General features: G+C 41.3%; 13 protein-coding genes and 1 other annotated feature. All 13 genes read right to left on the bottom strand.

Annotation, left to right across the window (positions count from 1 at the left end; translation table 11 throughout):
- Positions 1 to 16 precede the first annotated feature (16 nt).
- Positions 17 to 3,874, bottom strand: a complete 3,858-nt coding sequence (gene rpoB / locus G585_RS0109765) for a DNA-directed RNA polymerase subunit beta (RefSeq protein WP_022774676.1) — start codon at positions 3,872 to 3,874, stop codon at positions 17 to 19.
- A gap of 282 nt (positions 3,875 to 4,156) precedes the next feature.
- On the bottom strand, positions 4,157 to 4,531 hold the full coding sequence (rplL, locus tag G585_RS0109760) for a 50S ribosomal protein L7/L12 (RefSeq protein WP_022774674.1): 375 nt from the start codon (positions 4,529 to 4,531) through the stop codon (positions 4,157 to 4,159).
- 70 nt (positions 4,532 to 4,601) lie between these two features.
- Positions 4,602 to 5,174, bottom strand: a complete 573-nt coding sequence (gene rplJ, locus G585_RS17750) for a 50S ribosomal protein L10 (RefSeq protein ID WP_022774673.1) — start codon at positions 5,172 to 5,174, stop codon at positions 4,602 to 4,604.
- A gap of 20 nt (positions 5,175 to 5,194) precedes the next feature.
- Positions 5,195 to 5,324 (bottom strand) — a sequence feature (ribosomal protein L10 leader region).
- A gap of 154 nt (positions 5,325 to 5,478) precedes the next feature.
- Complete coding sequence (locus tag G585_RS17745; RefSeq protein ID WP_022774671.1) at positions 5,479 to 6,729, bottom strand: CapA family protein; 1,251 nt, start codon at positions 6,727 to 6,729, stop codon at positions 5,479 to 5,481.
- Positions 6,730 to 6,858: 129 nt separating this feature from the next.
- Complete coding sequence (gene rplA, locus G585_RS0109745; RefSeq protein WP_022774670.1) at positions 6,859 to 7,548, bottom strand: 50S ribosomal protein L1; 690 nt, start codon at positions 7,546 to 7,548, stop codon at positions 6,859 to 6,861.
- 13 nt (positions 7,549 to 7,561) lie between these two features.
- The gene (gene rplK, locus G585_RS0109740; RefSeq protein WP_022774668.1) at positions 7,562 to 7,987 is read right to left on the bottom strand and encodes a 50S ribosomal protein L11; all 426 of its coding nucleotides are present in this window, start codon (positions 7,985 to 7,987) and stop codon (positions 7,562 to 7,564) included.
- 223 nt (positions 7,988 to 8,210) lie between these two features.
- A complete protein-coding gene (gene nusG / locus G585_RS0109735) occupies positions 8,211 to 8,834 on the bottom strand; it encodes a transcription termination/antitermination protein NusG (protein ID WP_022774667.1) in 624 nt (207 codons plus the stop codon).
- 15 nt (positions 8,835 to 8,849) lie between these two features.
- Positions 8,850 to 9,146 carry a preprotein translocase subunit SecE gene (gene secE / locus G585_RS0109730; protein WP_022774665.1) on the bottom strand — a complete coding sequence of 99 codons (297 nt, stop codon included), beginning with the start codon at positions 9,144 to 9,146 and terminating at the stop codon, positions 8,850 to 8,852.
- A 32-nt stretch (positions 9,147 to 9,178) separates the two neighbouring features.
- On the bottom strand, positions 9,179 to 9,328 hold the full coding sequence (gene rpmG / locus G585_RS0109725) for a 50S ribosomal protein L33 (RefSeq protein WP_013281689.1): 150 nt from the start codon (positions 9,326 to 9,328) through the stop codon (positions 9,179 to 9,181).
- A 134-nt stretch (positions 9,329 to 9,462) separates the two neighbouring features.
- Complete coding sequence (locus G585_RS0109720) at positions 9,463 to 10,509, bottom strand: glycosyltransferase (protein ID WP_022774664.1); 1,047 nt, start codon at positions 10,507 to 10,509, stop codon at positions 9,463 to 9,465.
- Entirely contained in the window at positions 10,506 to 12,347 is a 1,842-nt protein-coding gene (locus tag G585_RS0109715) for a hypothetical protein (protein ID WP_022774662.1), read from the bottom strand. The genes G585_RS0109720 and G585_RS0109715 overlap by 4 nt, the downstream gene beginning before the upstream one ends.
- 143 nt (positions 12,348 to 12,490) lie before the next feature.
- Positions 12,491 to 13,795 (bottom strand): flagellar filament capping protein FliD, encoded by a 1,305-nt coding sequence (gene fliD, locus G585_RS0109710; RefSeq protein ID WP_022774661.1) that lies wholly within the window; start codon positions 13,793 to 13,795, stop codon positions 12,491 to 12,493.
- A 183-nt stretch (positions 13,796 to 13,978) separates the two neighbouring features.
- Complete coding sequence (gene glf, locus G585_RS0109705; RefSeq protein ID WP_022774659.1) at positions 13,979 to 15,172, bottom strand: UDP-galactopyranose mutase; 1,194 nt, start codon at positions 15,170 to 15,172, stop codon at positions 13,979 to 13,981.
- Between the last annotated feature and the right edge of the window lie 58 nt (positions 15,173 to 15,230).

Genomic DNA, 15,230 nt, shown 5'->3' with positions numbered 1-15,230 from the left:
ATTACTTTTAATCAGATTACTCTTCGAAATCGTCGAAGTTTTCCTCTGCTTCAAAATCATCATTTGAACTCTCTTCAGCTACAATATCGCCATCTTCATTGAGCTGACCCTGTGAGAATCCATTCGCTTCAAATGATTCCTGACCATAATCACGACCTGCATTATCGCCTTCAATCTCATAACGATAATCAGAATCTGTATAATCAACGCTTTCCATAATTTCAACTTCTGTATTGTCTTCACGAAGCACTTTAATATCAAGACCAAGTGACTGAAGCTCTTTGAGAAGAACCTTGAAACTTTCTGGAACACCAGGTTCAGGTATGTTATCACCCTTGATGATTGCCTCATAAGTCTTAACACGTCCTACAACGTCATCAGACTTAACTGTAAGGATTTCCTGAAGAGTGTAAGCAGCACCATAAGCCTCAAGTGCCCAAACCTCCATCTCACCGAAACGCTGTCCACCGAACTGAGCTTTACCACCCAGAGGCTGCTGTGTAACAAGTGAGTAAGGACCAGTTGAACGAGCGTGGATCTTATCATCAACCAGGTGATGGAGTTTGAGGTAATGCATGTGTCCGATAGTTGTAGGTGAGTCGAACTTCTGACCTGTTCTACCATCGCGGAGCTGTACCTTTCCATCTGATCTGATCGGAACGCCCTTCCAAAGTTCTCTGTGATCTCTGTTCTCATAGAGATAATCCATAATCTCCGGATGAACAAGATCTTTATATTTCTTTTCAAAATCTTCCCATGAATTGTTAACGTAATCGTTAGCCATTTCAAGGGTATCCTGGATATCAATCTCGTTAGCACCATCAAAGATAGGTGTAGCAATGTTAAATCCAAGAGCCTTAGCTGCAAGAGAAAGGTGAATCTCAAGGACCTGTCCAATGTTCATACGAGAAGGCACGCCCAGAGGGTTAAGCACGATATCAAGTGGTCTACCATTTGGAAGATATGGCATATCTTCTATAGGAAGTACACGAGAAACGACACCCTTGTTACCATGACGACCAGCCATCTTATCACCAACAGAGATTTTTCTCTTCTGAGCGATATAGATACGAACTGCCTGATTTACTCCAGGTGAAAGTTCATCGCCATTGTCTCTTGTGAATACCTTAGCATCAACAACGATACCATACTCGCCGTGAGGAACCTTAAGAGAAGTATCACGAACCTCTCTAGCCTTCTCACCGAAGATAGCTCTAAGGAGTCTCTCTTCAGCTGTAAGCTCTGTTTCTCCCTTAGGTGTAACCTTACCAACAAGGATATCACCGGCACGAACCTCAGCACCGATACGGATAATTCCGCGATCATCAAGATCCTTAAGTGCATCATCACCTACACCAGGTACATCACGTGTGATCTCTTCTGGTCCAAGCTTTGTCTCACGAGCTTCCGCCTCATATTCTTCAATATGAACAGATGTATAAACATCGTCACGAACAAGTCTCTCTGAAAGAAGAACAGCGTCCTCGTAGTTGTAACCTTCCCATGTCATGAAACCGATAAGAGGGTTCTTACCAAGGCCAAGTTCTCCCTGGTATGTTGAAGGACCATCTGCGATAACCTGACCAGCTTCTACATGATCACCCTTGAAGACTATAGGTCTCTGGTTGTAGCAGTTACTCTGGTTAGATCTCTGGAACTTAATAAGATGGAATTCTTCCTTCTCACCATCATCATATGTCATCTGAATAAGCTTGCTGTCTACAAAATCTACAGTTCCGGCTTTTCTTGCAACTACGCAGACACCAGAGTCTACAGCTGCCTTACGTTCCATACCTGTACCTACAGCAGGAGCTTCTGTTGTTAAAAGTGGCACCGCCTGACGCTGCATGTTTGATCCCATCAGCGCACGGTTAGCATCGTCGTTCTCAAGGAATGGGATAAGTGCTGTAGCAACTGAAAATACCATTCTAGGAGATACGTCCATGTACTCAAATGATGTCTTAGGATATGAAGAAGTCTCTTCTCTGTAACGACCAGAAACTGTGTTCTTCTTGAAGTATCCATTCTCATCAAGAGGAGTATTAGCCTGAGCTACATGGTAATTATCCTCTTCATCAGCTGTAAGGTACTCAACCTCATCTGTAACCCTTGGGTTAGCAGGATCAGACTGATCAACCTTACGGTATGGAGCCTCTACAAATCCATAATCATTTACTCTTGCATAACTAGCAAGTGAGTTAATAAGACCGATGTTAGGTCCTTCAGGTGTCTCGATAGGACACATACGGCCATAGTGTGTATAGTGTACGTCTCGAACCTCGAATCCGGCTCTGTCTCTTGAAAGTCCACCAGGACCAAGGGCTGAAAGACGTCTCTTATGTGTAAGTTCACCCAATGGGTTGTTCTGATCCATAAACTGTGAAAGCTGTGAAGAACCAAAGAACTCTTTAACAGCAGCCTGTACAGGTTTAATGTTGATCAGTGACTGAGGAGAAACTTCCTCTGTGTCATGAGTAGTCATTCTCTCACGAACTACTCTCTCAAGTCTTGATAATCCGATACGATACTGATTCTGTAAAAGTTCACCTACGCAACGGATACGTCTGTTACCAAGGTGGTCGATATCGTCATCGTTACCGATTCCATACTCAAGATGAATATTATAGTTAATAGAAGCGATGATATCTTCTCTTGTAATGTGCTTAGGAATAAGCTCATGAACACGCTTCTTAATAGTCTCAGCAAGTCCTTCAGGATCATTCTTAGCTGTGTACTCGTCAAGAATTTCCTTAAGAACAGGATAATAAACATCCTCGTTAATACCGAGCTGTTCAGGATCGCACTCGATAAAGTGAGTGATGTCAACCATCATATTTGAAAGCACCTTAACATTGCGCTCTTCTGACTGAATGAGCACATAAGGAATAGCGCTGTTCTGGATCTCTGTAGCAAGAGCGCGATCAACCTTTGTTCCGGCTGATGCAATCATCTCACCTGTTGTCTCATCAACAACATCCTCTGCAAGAACATGTCCACTGATACGATTCTTAAAGTGAAGTTTCTTATTAAACTTGTATCTACCAACCTTAGCAAGATCATATCTTCTAGGATCGAAGAACATAGCATTAATAAGACTCTCTGCGCTTTCAACAGAAAGAGGCTCACCAGGACGAATCTTTCTATACAATTCAAGAAGACCACTCTGATAATCAGTAGAAGAATCCTTTGAGAAACTTCCCTGAATCTTAGGCTCATCACCAAAGAGTTCAAGAATCTCTTCATTAGATCCAATACCAAGTGCTCTGATAAGAACAGTAACAGGAACTTTTCTTGTTCTGTCTACTCTTGCATAGAACACATCATTAGAGTCTGTCTCATACTCAAGCCATGCTCCTCTGTTAGGGATGACTGTACATGCAATAAGCTCTTTACCAATCTTATCGTATGTAATATCGTAATAGATACCGGGTGAACGAACCAACTGGCTGACAATAACTCTCTCAGCTCCATTGATAACAAAGGTACCAGTTGCAGTCATAAGAGGAAGATCGCCCATGAAAATCTCATGTTCGGTAATCTCATCTTTTTCCTTATTATGAAGACGAACCTTAACCTTTAATGGCGCTGCAAAAGTAGCGTCTCTCTCTTTACATTTCTCAATAGTATTCTTATTCTTATCAATTTCATCTTCACAAAGTTTGAAATCAACAAATTCAAGACTAAGCTTACCACTGTAATCTTCAATTGGAGAGATATCGTCAAAGACTTCTTTTAAGCCTTCGTCAAGAAACCATTGGTAGGAGTTCTTCTGAACTTCAATAAGGTTTGGCATCTCCAGGACTTCCTTCTGGCGCTGGAAACTCATACGAATATTTTTACCAGAGCCGGTAGGATGTAATCTGTTTTTTTCCATTGACATTCACCCCGTTCTTATTTTTTAGTAGTGGAAAAGAGGCATTTTAGAGCACTTTAAAAAAGCGCGCAAAAAAGCCCACCACACCACAATAGTGCATTATCCATAATACATCGAATGAAAATTTGTGTCAAGCATTTTCTTTAAAACATATATGTGAGAAAAATGCCAGAAAAAACTCATCATATAAATTAAATCAAGCGAAAGAAAAAACGGCTTACACAAGTTGCCTTGTGTAAACCGCCCATTATGTTTTTCTGATAAAATTCGAAGATCGAAGGATTACTTAAGAGTAACCTTAGCGCCTTCAGCCTCAACCTTAGCCTTGATGTCATCAGCTTCTGCCTTAGAAGCGTTCTCTTTGATCATCTTAGGAGCTCCATCAACGAGTTCCTTTGCTTCCTTAAGACCAAGACCTGTAAGCTCACGAACAACCTTGATAACCTTAACCTTGTTAGGACCAACTTCTGTAAGCTCTACGTTGAACTCTGTCTTCTCTTCACCAGCTGCTGCTGCTCCAGGAGCTGCTGCAACTACAACGCCTGCTGCTGCAGATACGCCGAACTCTTCCTCGCAAGCCTTTACGAGATCATTTAACTCAAGAACTGTTAACTCTTTGATAGCATCAATAATTTCTGCTGTAGATAACTTTGCCATTTTATATACCTCCGTATAGTATAATTAAAAATTATTTGTTTTCATTTTCTAAGCACATGGTGCAAGCAAATTACTCTGCTGCTGGTGCCTCTGCTGCAGGAGCTTCTGCCTCTGCAGGTGCTGCAGCTTCCTCAGCTGGAGCTTCCTCTGTAGCGCCTTCGCCATCCTTCTCTGCGATCTGTTTGATAACGCGAGCGAAGTTTGTAATAGGTGACTGCATAGAGCCAAGCAATCTTGAAAGAAGGACATCTCTTGAAGGGATAGTAGCAATTTCTGTCATTGCTGCTGCATCATAGAACTTACCTTCTATAACACCACCTTTAATCTCGAGAGCCTTAGCAGTCTTAGCAAACTCATAAAGAACACGAGCTGGAGCTGCTGGATCTGTTGCAGATACAGCCATAGCGCTAGGACCATTAAGGAGATCCTTAAGCTGCTCGAAATCTGTTCCCTGGAATGCGAAGTTCATCATCGTGTTCTTGTAAACCTTATATGTTACGCCTTCTGCACGAAGTTTCTTACGAAGCTCAGTATCCTGTGCAACAGTAAGTCCGCGGTGATCTACAAGTACGACAGCCTGAGCGTCTTTAATCTTCTCTGAAATTTCTTCAACTACAGGCTTTTTTAATTCAACCTTTGCCATCTTTTTACCTCCTTATAGAATTAACCGCCGAAAAAAACCTCTCGAAGACATCGAGAGGTAAAAAGTCATGTTTTAACTTTTCCTCGGTAGGCGATTGCTCATTATGTTCAAAAGAACACCTACTGTCTTCGGCATATATTATCGTCTTTTTCGACGACCTTAATAAAATAACATACTCAAATATTCCTGTCAACACTTTTCTACTATTTTTTGTTTATTATTTCAATTGCAACTATCTTATGAACATTCTAAGTTATGTCAGGATTGATCATCACATGTACATATCTATTTATATCATAAACGCTCACCTCATAGATATATATCCATTTGTATCAAGAGTTATCCCCGGAGACATTCCGGCCATTTCATTAAGTATCCTAAGTTTCTCTTCATCAGACGGCTCATATACCGAACAGCCGCTCTGAACAGCCGGCACAAACCGGATATTTACAACACCATCATTATGAAGAGTTGTCAGGATCATTCCAGTATCCTGTGTCTTGGAATTAAATATGTAGTTACCAAGGCTGTATATAACAGGAACACCATTCACATAATCAATTTTCTGAAGAACATGTGGATGAGCCCCAACTATAAGATTGGCTCCGGCATCAACGATCTCTTTTGCCTGATCCACCTGAAGATAATCTATTTCAGAAGTACTCTCTGTTCCCCAATGAATAAAAACAATAACATAAGCATTCTTTTCTCTTGCCTCTCTGACTTTTTCAAGTAAAAGAGAATCATTAAGGCATCTGAAAACACCAGGACTAGACTCCGTAGCCCCTTTTGTATCAGGATTATCAAGTCTTTCTATCTGAGTTGCGCATATGATAGCGATCCTCATTCCACTACTTGTAATGTAATACACAGGGTGAGATGCTTCTTCTATGTTGTTACCCGCTCCTGCATAAGTAACGCCTACACTGTCAAGCGTATCCATTGTATCAAGAAGAGCCTGTTCTCCATAATCATAGGCATGATTGTTTGCAAGGCCAACAATATCAACTCCCATCTCATTAAGAATTGAAGCTGTTTCTGGTCTGGCTCTAAAGGTATACATTTTTCCTTCAGTAGGAGTTCCCCCATTGGAATATGGAAATTCATTGTTGACCATCATGATATCAGCAGCTCTCATTTTTTCAAGAAGGCTCTGACCCACAACTCCATCAGCAGAAATGCCCGCATTCTTAAAAGCATTGCCTACCGCATAATTGTCATCAAACAGAATATCCCCGGCAAAGCCAATAGTAACAGAATCGTCAGATGAAGTCTCAATTACATGAGTGTATGCTTTATCTTCCTCAGGAATAATCAATTCTTCTTCCGCCTGCTCACCTTCGGATACCACAACGTTTTCAACAACTCCTGCTTCAGGTATTTTTTCCCATCCGCTTGCAAGCTTTACTTCTCCGACCTCATCATGTTCACTAAGTCTCTTTATGACAAACAAAGAAGGAATTCCAACTATAAGTATGATCGACAGGGTTAATAAAAAAATCCTTATAGCAGAAGTTCCATTTGCGTTTTTATCGTAATCATATTCATGTCTCATTATTTTATAATACCACAATATATTGTGGTTTTCTAATATTCCATAATCAAGCAGACTACCCTGCTCAATTCTGAATATAAAAAGAAGCGAATCGCAATGCGATTCGCTTCATATTTGCATTTATGCAAATTAATACTTGTTTGATACAACCTTTACGCCAGGTCCCATTGTTGTAGCAAGAGTAATGCTCTTGAGGTACTGACCCTTTACAGATGAAGGCTTAGCCTTTGAGATAGCATCCATAAGTGCGTTAAAGTTCTGTTCAAGCTGCTCCTCTGAGAAAGAAGCTTTTCCAACTGGAACGTGGATGATGTTAGCCTTGTCAAGTCTGTACTCAATCTTACCAGCCTTGATATCGTTAACAGCCTTTGTAACATCCATAGTAACTGTACCAGCCTTAGGGTTTGGCATAAGACCCTTAGGTCCGAGAACTTTACCAAGACGTCCTACAACGCCCATCATGTCAGGTGTTGCAACTACAACATCAAAGTCAAGCCATCCTTCGTTCTGGATCTTTGGAATAAGTTCCTCACCGCCAACGAAATCTGCACCTGCAGCCTGAGCCTCGTCAAGCTTTGTGCCCTTAGCGAATACAAGAACTTTAACAGTCTTACCTGTTCCGTTAGGAAGAACAACTGCGCCTCTGATCTGCTGATCAGCATGACGGCTGTCACAACCTGTTCTGATGTGAACTTCTACAGTCTCATCAAATTTTGCAGTAGCTGACTTCTTAACAAGAGCTATTGCATCAGCGGCTTCATACTGCTGTGTCTTATCAATAAGCTTAGCAGCTTCAACGTATTTCTTTCCGTGTTTCATCTCTCATCCTCCATCAGTCTTCTACTACGATTCCCATACTACGTGCTGTACCAGCGATCATGCTCATAGCACCATCGATGTCAACAGCATTGAGGTCAGGCATCTTTGTCTCTGCAATCTTTCTAATTTCTTCCTTAGAAATCTTTGCAACCTTAGTCTTGTTAGGAACTCCTGAACCCTTCTGGATCTTAGCTGCCTTCTTAAGAAGAACTGCAGCAGGTGGAGTCTTTGTGATGAATGTGAAACTTCTGTCTGCATAAACTGTGATAACAACAGGGATGATAACGTCACCCTTATCTGCTGTCTGTGCGTTGAACTGCTTTGTGAATTCAACGATGTTTACACCATGCTGACCAAGTGCTGGTCCAACTGGTGGTGCTGGTGTTGCTTTACCAGCCTGGATCTGTAACTTAATGTATCCTTCGACTTTCTTTGCCATAATGGCACCTCCTGAAAATATGTGGTCGGACGCAATCCCCACAATGGTCTTGCTCCCAGCGGTTCGGTTCAACAGCCTCGAGAAAACCTCGGCTGGAACCTATCGCAGGGGCAAAACCAACATCGAGCGGAATACGCTCGATGGGTTTTGCTCCCACTCAGCGGTTACGTGCAATCTGTGATTGCTATATATTCAAATGCTCACGCATCGAATACCTAAACTATTATGAATCAATCTTTCTAACTTCTGCGAAGCTGATCTCAACCGGAGTCTCACGGCCAAACAGATCAACATTGATTGTAGCTGTCTGTTTACCAAAGTCCATTCTCTGAACAACACCGGCAGTGTCTTTCCAAACACCGGCAACAACAGCGATTTCATCACCAACTGAGAAATCAACAGAAATTGTATCAGTCTTGATTCCGAGAGGTTTAATCTCTGCATCTGTAAGCGGAACTGGTTTGCTTCCCGGTCCAACGAAACCTGTAACTCCACGTGTATTACGAACTACGTACCAAGTTTCGTCATTCATATCCATGTTGACAAGAACATAGCCAGGGAACATTTTTCTCTGCACATTCTTGCGCACACCGTTCTTAACTTCAACAACATCCTGCAGAGGAACTCTAACCTCAAAAATCTGATTCTCAAGATGTCTATTAACAATAGCGCTCTCAAGATTGGCCTTTACTTTGTTCTCATATCCTGAATATGTATGAACAACATACCAATGAGCATTCTCGTTGACAGACTCTGCAACAGGTGCTTCAGCCTCCTCATTAACAGGAGCTTCTGCATTTTCTAACTGCTCATCAGATTCAAAAGACTTTTCCATTTCTTCTGACATATTATCTCCTTTAAATTAGAATATAGATGTTATGAAATTCATACCATATTCAAACGCATAGTCCAATACAGCGATAAGAGCACAACAAATGATTGATACAACAACAACTGCTGTTGTCTGTTTGATCACATCATCCTTAGTTGGCCAAATGATCTTACCAAACTCCGCCTTAACCCCAGTAAAGAAATCACCAATCTTAGTGATCACTGCACCGATCTTTCCAAGAAGTCCGTTTTTTGATTTCTTGTTTTTCTTGGCAGAAGAGCTCTTAGTCTGCTCAGACTTGTTATCTACTACCTTGGTCTCTTCCATACCCGTAGTCTCCCTCCTAATAAGGAATGAAATTACTTTGTTTCCTTGTGTAATGTATGCTTCTTGCAGAATGGGCAGTACTTCTTCATCTCAACACGATCAGGATGTGTCTTCTTATCCTTTGTTGTGTCATAGTTACGATTCTTGCAATCTGTACATGCTAATGTAATTCTTGTACGCATAATCTCACCTCCGGTGTGTTCTAATTATCTTAACTTTGCGCCTTTTATCATCATTTTTTTGCATAAAAAAAAGACGTAAATCTTTAGTCGCTTGTCTAATATATCATAGTAACTAATCTTAGTCAATGACTTTTTTATTTATAAACAATTTCTCTCTGAACGATGAAGCTAAGCAAAAACAAGACGCAGTCAACAGGCACCTTCACAACTATTTCCGGCACGCCGCCAAACAATCCATGTCCTATCGTTACAAAGAAGCCACTAAAGAGCATAATGCAAACTGCCAGCACAAAATATTTGACCGCAGCTTTAAATTTGTTTCCCTTTCCCTTGAACACAATGCCATAGTTAATAGCAAAATTGTAGATCGCAGAAATAACTCTGGCCAGGATCGTTGAGAGCATGATATATCCGATTGCCATCGGAACGTTTCTGAATATGGCACAGAATATACTGAACATCACCATGTCAACAACGCTTGATGACAAAGAAGAAAACAAAAACTTCAGGAATATGGCATAAATCCTGATCGAATCCACTATGGGATTAAAGTGGCTGGATTTATTTTCTTCTAAATATATAGTGCTGATGGGCACCTCAATAATAGGTACTCCCTGATCTTTTGTAGCTATCAGCATATTAGTCTCAAACTCAAAGCGCTCTCCATCCTCAGTCAAAAGATATTTCATAAAGGAAGGTCCGATTCCCCTGAGCCCGGTCTGAGTATCACTTATGGACAATCCCACAAGCAACTTCATTATCCTGCGTGTAACCTTGTTTCCAAATACGGACCTTGCAGGTATTCCGCTTTCATCAAAATTTCTCACGCCCAGTACAAGAGCCTTAGGATCAGCCAAAAGAGCTTCCATACACTTTTTAATATCCAAAACCGTGTGCTGTCCATCGGAATCAGCCGTGATTACCCCTGCCAGATTCTCGTATTTATTCAGGCAATAATTAAAGGCAGTCTTAAGCGCTCTGCCCTTTCCCATATTGACCGCATGCTCAAGGACAATGGCCCCACTCTTTTTAACACTGTCAAAAATGTGGCCAAATCTTTCTTTATCCGAGCCATCATTTACAACAACAATAGGGCCTACTGAAGCACTATTTAATTCATCCACCAGCTTTATCAGCTTCTCATCCGGTTCGTAAGCCGGAATAATTATCGGTATATTCATATTGAAGTAAGAACAACTCCCTCTTCACTTATTTCAATTTTATAAACGGTGCATGGAGCAAACTCTTCTCCATCCTTCATCAGAGGAGAAAAAAGATCTGCTGCCCTTCCATCCGCATCTTCCACATATAAATATGAAGCATGGTTTGTTACTATCTTGCCCGCCATGTCCGCAGAGCTCTCCTGTTCAGCCAGATAGCCGTCATAGACTAGGGCCACAGGCGAAGCCTCTTTACTTATATAAGTGTCATGAACCCATGTGTATGTATGGCCATCTCGCATGACGAGAACTCGTTTTCCCCAAAGGCTCTTATTTTGGGCAACTTTATCCACCAAAATCCTGCCTTCATCACCAACCATATCATAACAATAATTTATGTTTTCCTCTACACTTTTTCTATAACCAAGCAAATGCTTGTAAACGCCCGTATAATCAGCAGTCAAAAGAACAAACAAAAGAAATGCGATTCCAATCCTCATTCCACTCTTTTGCGGTATCTTACCACTCCTGTCACAAAAAGCCCCTATTAAAAGATAGAAACCTCCAAGAGCAAAGGGGCATGCGTACCTTGCGATAGAAACTGCCATGGCATAAGCATCCAGGTACTGATCTTCTGTCTGAAATATAGAAATATGAGCAAGGAATATGATCCCGTAGCATAAAAGTCCGGATATTCCAAGGAAGATCGCAATTTTCTTTGCCTCTTTCTTCTCAAAGATTCCACATTTCATTAAAGCAAAAAGAAATGCCGAAAGAGTCAGGACTGCAACGCCTGTAGAGATATCAAATGTAAGATTTGAATCCGCATGCATAGGCATAGTCCAAAATCCCTCAATAAAGTACCTTGCCTTTTCCATTGTGTTCTGTGGCGCAGTGTAGGTTCCGGATGTTGCCATACGAAGCCCCGCTCCGGTAAGCTTTGCAACTCTTCTGTTGATAAGACAGAACAGCAGCCAGCTTACATAAAATCCACCTGAAACAGCACCGGTTATCAGTATTTTCCAGCTTTTTTTCCTGGTTATCAGGTAAAAGAGAAATGCAAATATCGCCCACTCTACGCCAACAGACTTAGTCAGAAAAAGAACTGCCGAATATAGTGCAATCCTGATATAGTAAAAGTTTTCATCAACCATTTCCTGTTCGTAAATAGCAAGAAGAAGGGCCCCGTACACAATTCCCATGGTTATATCAGCAGGTGTTCCGTAATATATTATCCCATTAAATACCCCGGGCAAAAGAACCACCGCAGCAAAACAGACCAGCAGAAAAGCAGCCTTTTTTGCCCCCCTGCAAGCACATCCATCCTCTGTCCACTTTTTCAGCCTGCCTGCCAGCGGCATAAGAAAAGTCAGGTTCAGTGCAAAATATCCTGCAAATTGGAGGCTTTCATTATAGCTATCAGAACTCATCTGTAAAAAGAGCCATTTAAATATGGACGTAACAGGTGGATAATCCCCAAATTCAGGAGAGACATTTCCATATTTTCCCGGAAATCCATTCATATAAAAAAGCTGTTTGGCATCAGATGACCAGAAATTAATATCATCCCACCAGGAAAATACCTGCTGCCCCGTAAGAAGGGTAACCGCAGCCACCCCCACCACAAACATAACCAAAAGCGGGTCAAGTACATATTTCTTTAACCTAAATATCACCACAACAAATACAAGTCCGATTACCCCAATCAGCTTCATGCCCCTGAAAAAAGCAAGAACGTAAAGAAGCAGAATTGTCACCGAGCCGGAAAGGGCTATTCCATCGCCAACACTAACTTTATATCTATCAGCTATGCAGGCACTTAAAAGCAGCATAGCCACAATCGTCATCACAAATATCATCAGTTTTTTACCTCACTTACGCCATTATACACGATACAAGGCCCGCCCACAAATCACAAAGAAGCGGCATACACATGATGTACGCCGCTTCTATATATTATTTCAAGTCACCTTCCTGCAGAAAAGGTAACTTAAGCGCGATCTCAGCAATAATTATTGAACATCATTCCTGAGTACTCGCTTGTAATATACGGTGATGCTGTGTTGTCCCTGCTGTCAGGATTCTTATAATTTACAACCGGCCTGTCAACATATTTCATAGGGTCAACCGCTATATCTTTTGCCTTATTTATAAGTGCATCTGTAAAGTTTCTGATCGGCTTAAGCATTTCGTCATTCTGAAGTCCTGCTACTGCCTGATGCAGCATCTCGTCATCTATAGAGATGATTCCTTCACCCTCAAGCTTAATTCCCATGTCCTCTATGCCTGACATGTACTGCCTTGCAATGCTTACCGCCTCACTCTTTAGCTTGTCGCTCTTAAACTTCGCATCCTGCTTACCTGATGCTTCAAGTACAAACTTATTGTAATTATCTACAAGAGACGAAATGTGCTTTACCAATGCCTCATTATCTCTTTTAACCCCTACACTTACCGGCGATGTAGTAACATCTCTTATCTGAATATCAAACTTACCGCCAACCGTAAAGTGATTGGATATAGCCATCCTGTCTTCACCATTCAAGGTAAAATGCGCATTTGCTGCAGGCGAAGATATCTGGTCAAGTCCAAGAGCTGCAACAGAACCTGTGGCAAGTTCGCCGGAGGACTCATAAACTTCAAACTGACTAGTCTCGCCGGTCCTAATACCGGTGTGGGTGCCTCCTATCTGAAGCGCCGCCCTGTTATCACTGCCTTCTACAACCTCAGCTTCAAGTCCTATTCCCGCACGGTTAATGAGCTTTTCAAGTTTCTGAAGAACATCTATATTCTTATCAGACTGATAAACGCTGAACTGGAACTCATATTCCTGCTTATCAATCCTGACATCAAATGCGTAATTATCAGGTAAAAGAACTGACGAAGAATCCTTTACTACAAATTTACCGGTATTGGTCTGTCCTGTAGCAAGCTGCGAAACTTCAATATCAAAACCTGCGCTGCCAACATCGTCATCAGGAGTTTTGCCAATATAAGAAGCATCCACCTTTTCGTCATCTGACGTAAACGCAGAAGTATGATTAAGTGAAGACTTATCTTCCTGATTACTAAGGCCAAAAATACTGCCCTGTAAAAGTCTTGCTTTCTCTTTTATCTCAATCGCATCGTTGCGGGTTAGATCATCGTCCGTTAACAAATACAGAGGGGACTGTTTATTGATTTTTGCAATAGATTTATACACATCCCGAAGCTCATCCTTGCGATGCGCATCAGCCTGTGTAACATCTTTAGATACGTAATCTTGTATGAAATGGTTGTAAACGCCATTTAAAGAAACGCCTGCCATATGTAGCCCCTCCTTTCTTCCTTGATAACGTACGAGTCCTTACCTCTGCCATTCCATTGGCATCTATCGCACGAGGGCACATCTAGCCACCTTTAGTTACTTATATATTTACCTAAAAGCGCAAATAAGTCAATAAACATATTCAAAATAAAAATTAAAAAAGTATAAATTATTGTAAACAGATTACTGTTCTGAAACCATATCAAGAGCTGCCCTTATAACCTGATCCATGTTGTAATACTTGTACTGGCCAAGTCTTCCGCCAAAGAGGATGTTCCTGTACTCGCCGGCAAGTTCTGTGTACTGTGAAAAGAGCTTATTATTCTTTTCATCATTCATTGGATAATATGGCTCATCGCCATGCTTCCAGTTTGCAGGATACTCTCTTGTTATGATAGTTCCTTTGCCTGTGCCGTACTCGAAGTGCTTGTGCTCGATTATTCTTGTATAAGGGATATCTCTTTCTGTATAGTTGACAACCGCATTGCCCTGGTAGTTATCAACATCAGGAAGTTCCTCAGTCTCGAATCTAAGTGATCTGTACTCAAGGGTTCCAAGCTTGTAACCAAAGAATTCGTCAATCATACCTGTGAAAAGAATCTTCTCGAAACTGTCGCCGTTTACTGATTCAAAAGGCTCAGCAGGAAGATTGCCCTCCATCTTTACAAAGTCATAATAATCAGTATCTGTCTTAACAGTTATAGAGCCTGATACTGCCTCATTCTCTTTTCCTGTCAAAAGAAGCTTCTCAACAAGTGCAGTATAACCGCCCATAGGTATGCCCTGATATCTGTCATTGAAGTAGTTATTGTCATAGATATATCTCATAGGAAGTCTCTTGATAATAAAGGCAGGAAGGTCCTTGCAGTCTCTTCCCCACTGCTTCTCAGTGTAGCCCTTAACAAGTTTCTCATAGATATCTCTTCCCGCAAGAGAAAGGGCCTGTTCCTCAAGATTGTCAGCAACAAACTCAGTTGTGCCCTTTTCCCTGTTCATTCTCTCTATTTCTTCACCGGCCTGCTTGTCGATGATAGCCTTAGCCTCAGCAGGAGTCTTGATGCCCCACATCTTGCTGAAGGTATTCATATTAAAAGGAAGATTGTAAAGCTCATCCTTATAAGAAGCTACAGGACAATTTATATAGTTATTGAACTCAGCAAACCTGTTAACATAGTCCCATACCTCTTTATCTGAAGTGTGAAAAATATGCGCACCGTACTTATGCACATTTATTCCCATCTTATTCTCTGTATATATATTTCCAGCCACATGTGACCTTTTGTCTATAACAAGGACACTCTTGCCCTTAACAGCCATTTCATGCGCAAACACAGCTCCAAAAAGACCTGCTCCAACCACCAGATAATCGTATTTCATGATACTTCTCCTATCTCAATTTATGATTATATCTGCTACATTATAACAGAAAAAAAAT

The organism is Butyrivibrio sp. AE2015 (genome assembly GCF_000420825.1).
In the GTDB taxonomy this organism is placed as follows: domain Bacteria; phylum Bacillota; class Clostridia; order Lachnospirales; family Lachnospiraceae; genus Butyrivibrio.
This window is presented reverse-complemented; position numbering and strand designations above follow the sequence as displayed.

What these genes read in the sequence shown, in the direction of transcription:
- rpoB (WP_022774676.1), bottom strand. Translation starts at nt 3,874, where the DNA reads ATGGAAAAAAACAGATTACATCCTACCGGCTCTGGTAAAAATATTCGT.
- rplL (WP_022774674.1), bottom strand. Translation starts at nt 4,531, where the DNA reads ATGGCAAAGTTATCTACAGCAGAAATTATTGATGCTATCAAAGAGTTA.
- rplJ (WP_022774673.1), bottom strand. Translation starts at nt 5,174, where the DNA reads ATGGCAAAGGTTGAATTAAAAAAGCCTGTAGTTGAAGAAATTTCAGAG.
- G585_RS17745 (WP_022774671.1), bottom strand. Translation starts at nt 6,729, where the DNA reads ATGAGACATGAATATGATTACGATAAAAACGCAAATGGAACTTCTGCT.
- rplA (WP_022774670.1), bottom strand. Translation starts at nt 7,548, where the DNA reads ATGAAACACGGAAAGAAATACGTTGAAGCTGCTAAGCTTATTGATAAG.
- rplK (WP_022774668.1), bottom strand. Translation starts at nt 7,987, where the DNA reads ATGGCAAAGAAAGTCGAAGGATACATTAAGTTACAGATCCAGGCTGGT.
- nusG (WP_022774667.1), bottom strand. Translation starts at nt 8,834, where the DNA reads ATGTCAGAAGAAATGGAAAAGTCTTTTGAATCTGATGAGCAGTTAGAA.
- secE (WP_022774665.1), bottom strand. Translation starts at nt 9,146, where the DNA reads ATGGAAGAGACCAAGGTAGTAGATAACAAGTCTGAGCAGACTAAGAGC.
- rpmG (WP_013281689.1), bottom strand. Translation starts at nt 9,328, where the DNA reads ATGCGTACAAGAATTACATTAGCATGTACAGATTGCAAGAATCGTAAC.
- G585_RS0109720 (WP_022774664.1), bottom strand. Translation starts at nt 10,509, where the DNA reads ATGAATATACCGATAATTATTCCGGCTTACGAACCGGATGAGAAGCTG.
- G585_RS0109715 (WP_022774662.1), bottom strand. Translation starts at nt 12,347, where the DNA reads ATGATATTTGTGATGACGATTGTGGCTATGCTGCTTTTAAGTGCCTGC.
- fliD (WP_022774661.1), bottom strand. Translation starts at nt 13,795, where the DNA reads ATGGCAGGCGTTTCTTTAAATGGCGTTTACAACCATTTCATACAAGAT.
- glf (WP_022774659.1), bottom strand. Translation starts at nt 15,172, where the DNA reads ATGAAATACGATTATCTGGTGGTTGGAGCAGGTCTTTTTGGAGCTGTG.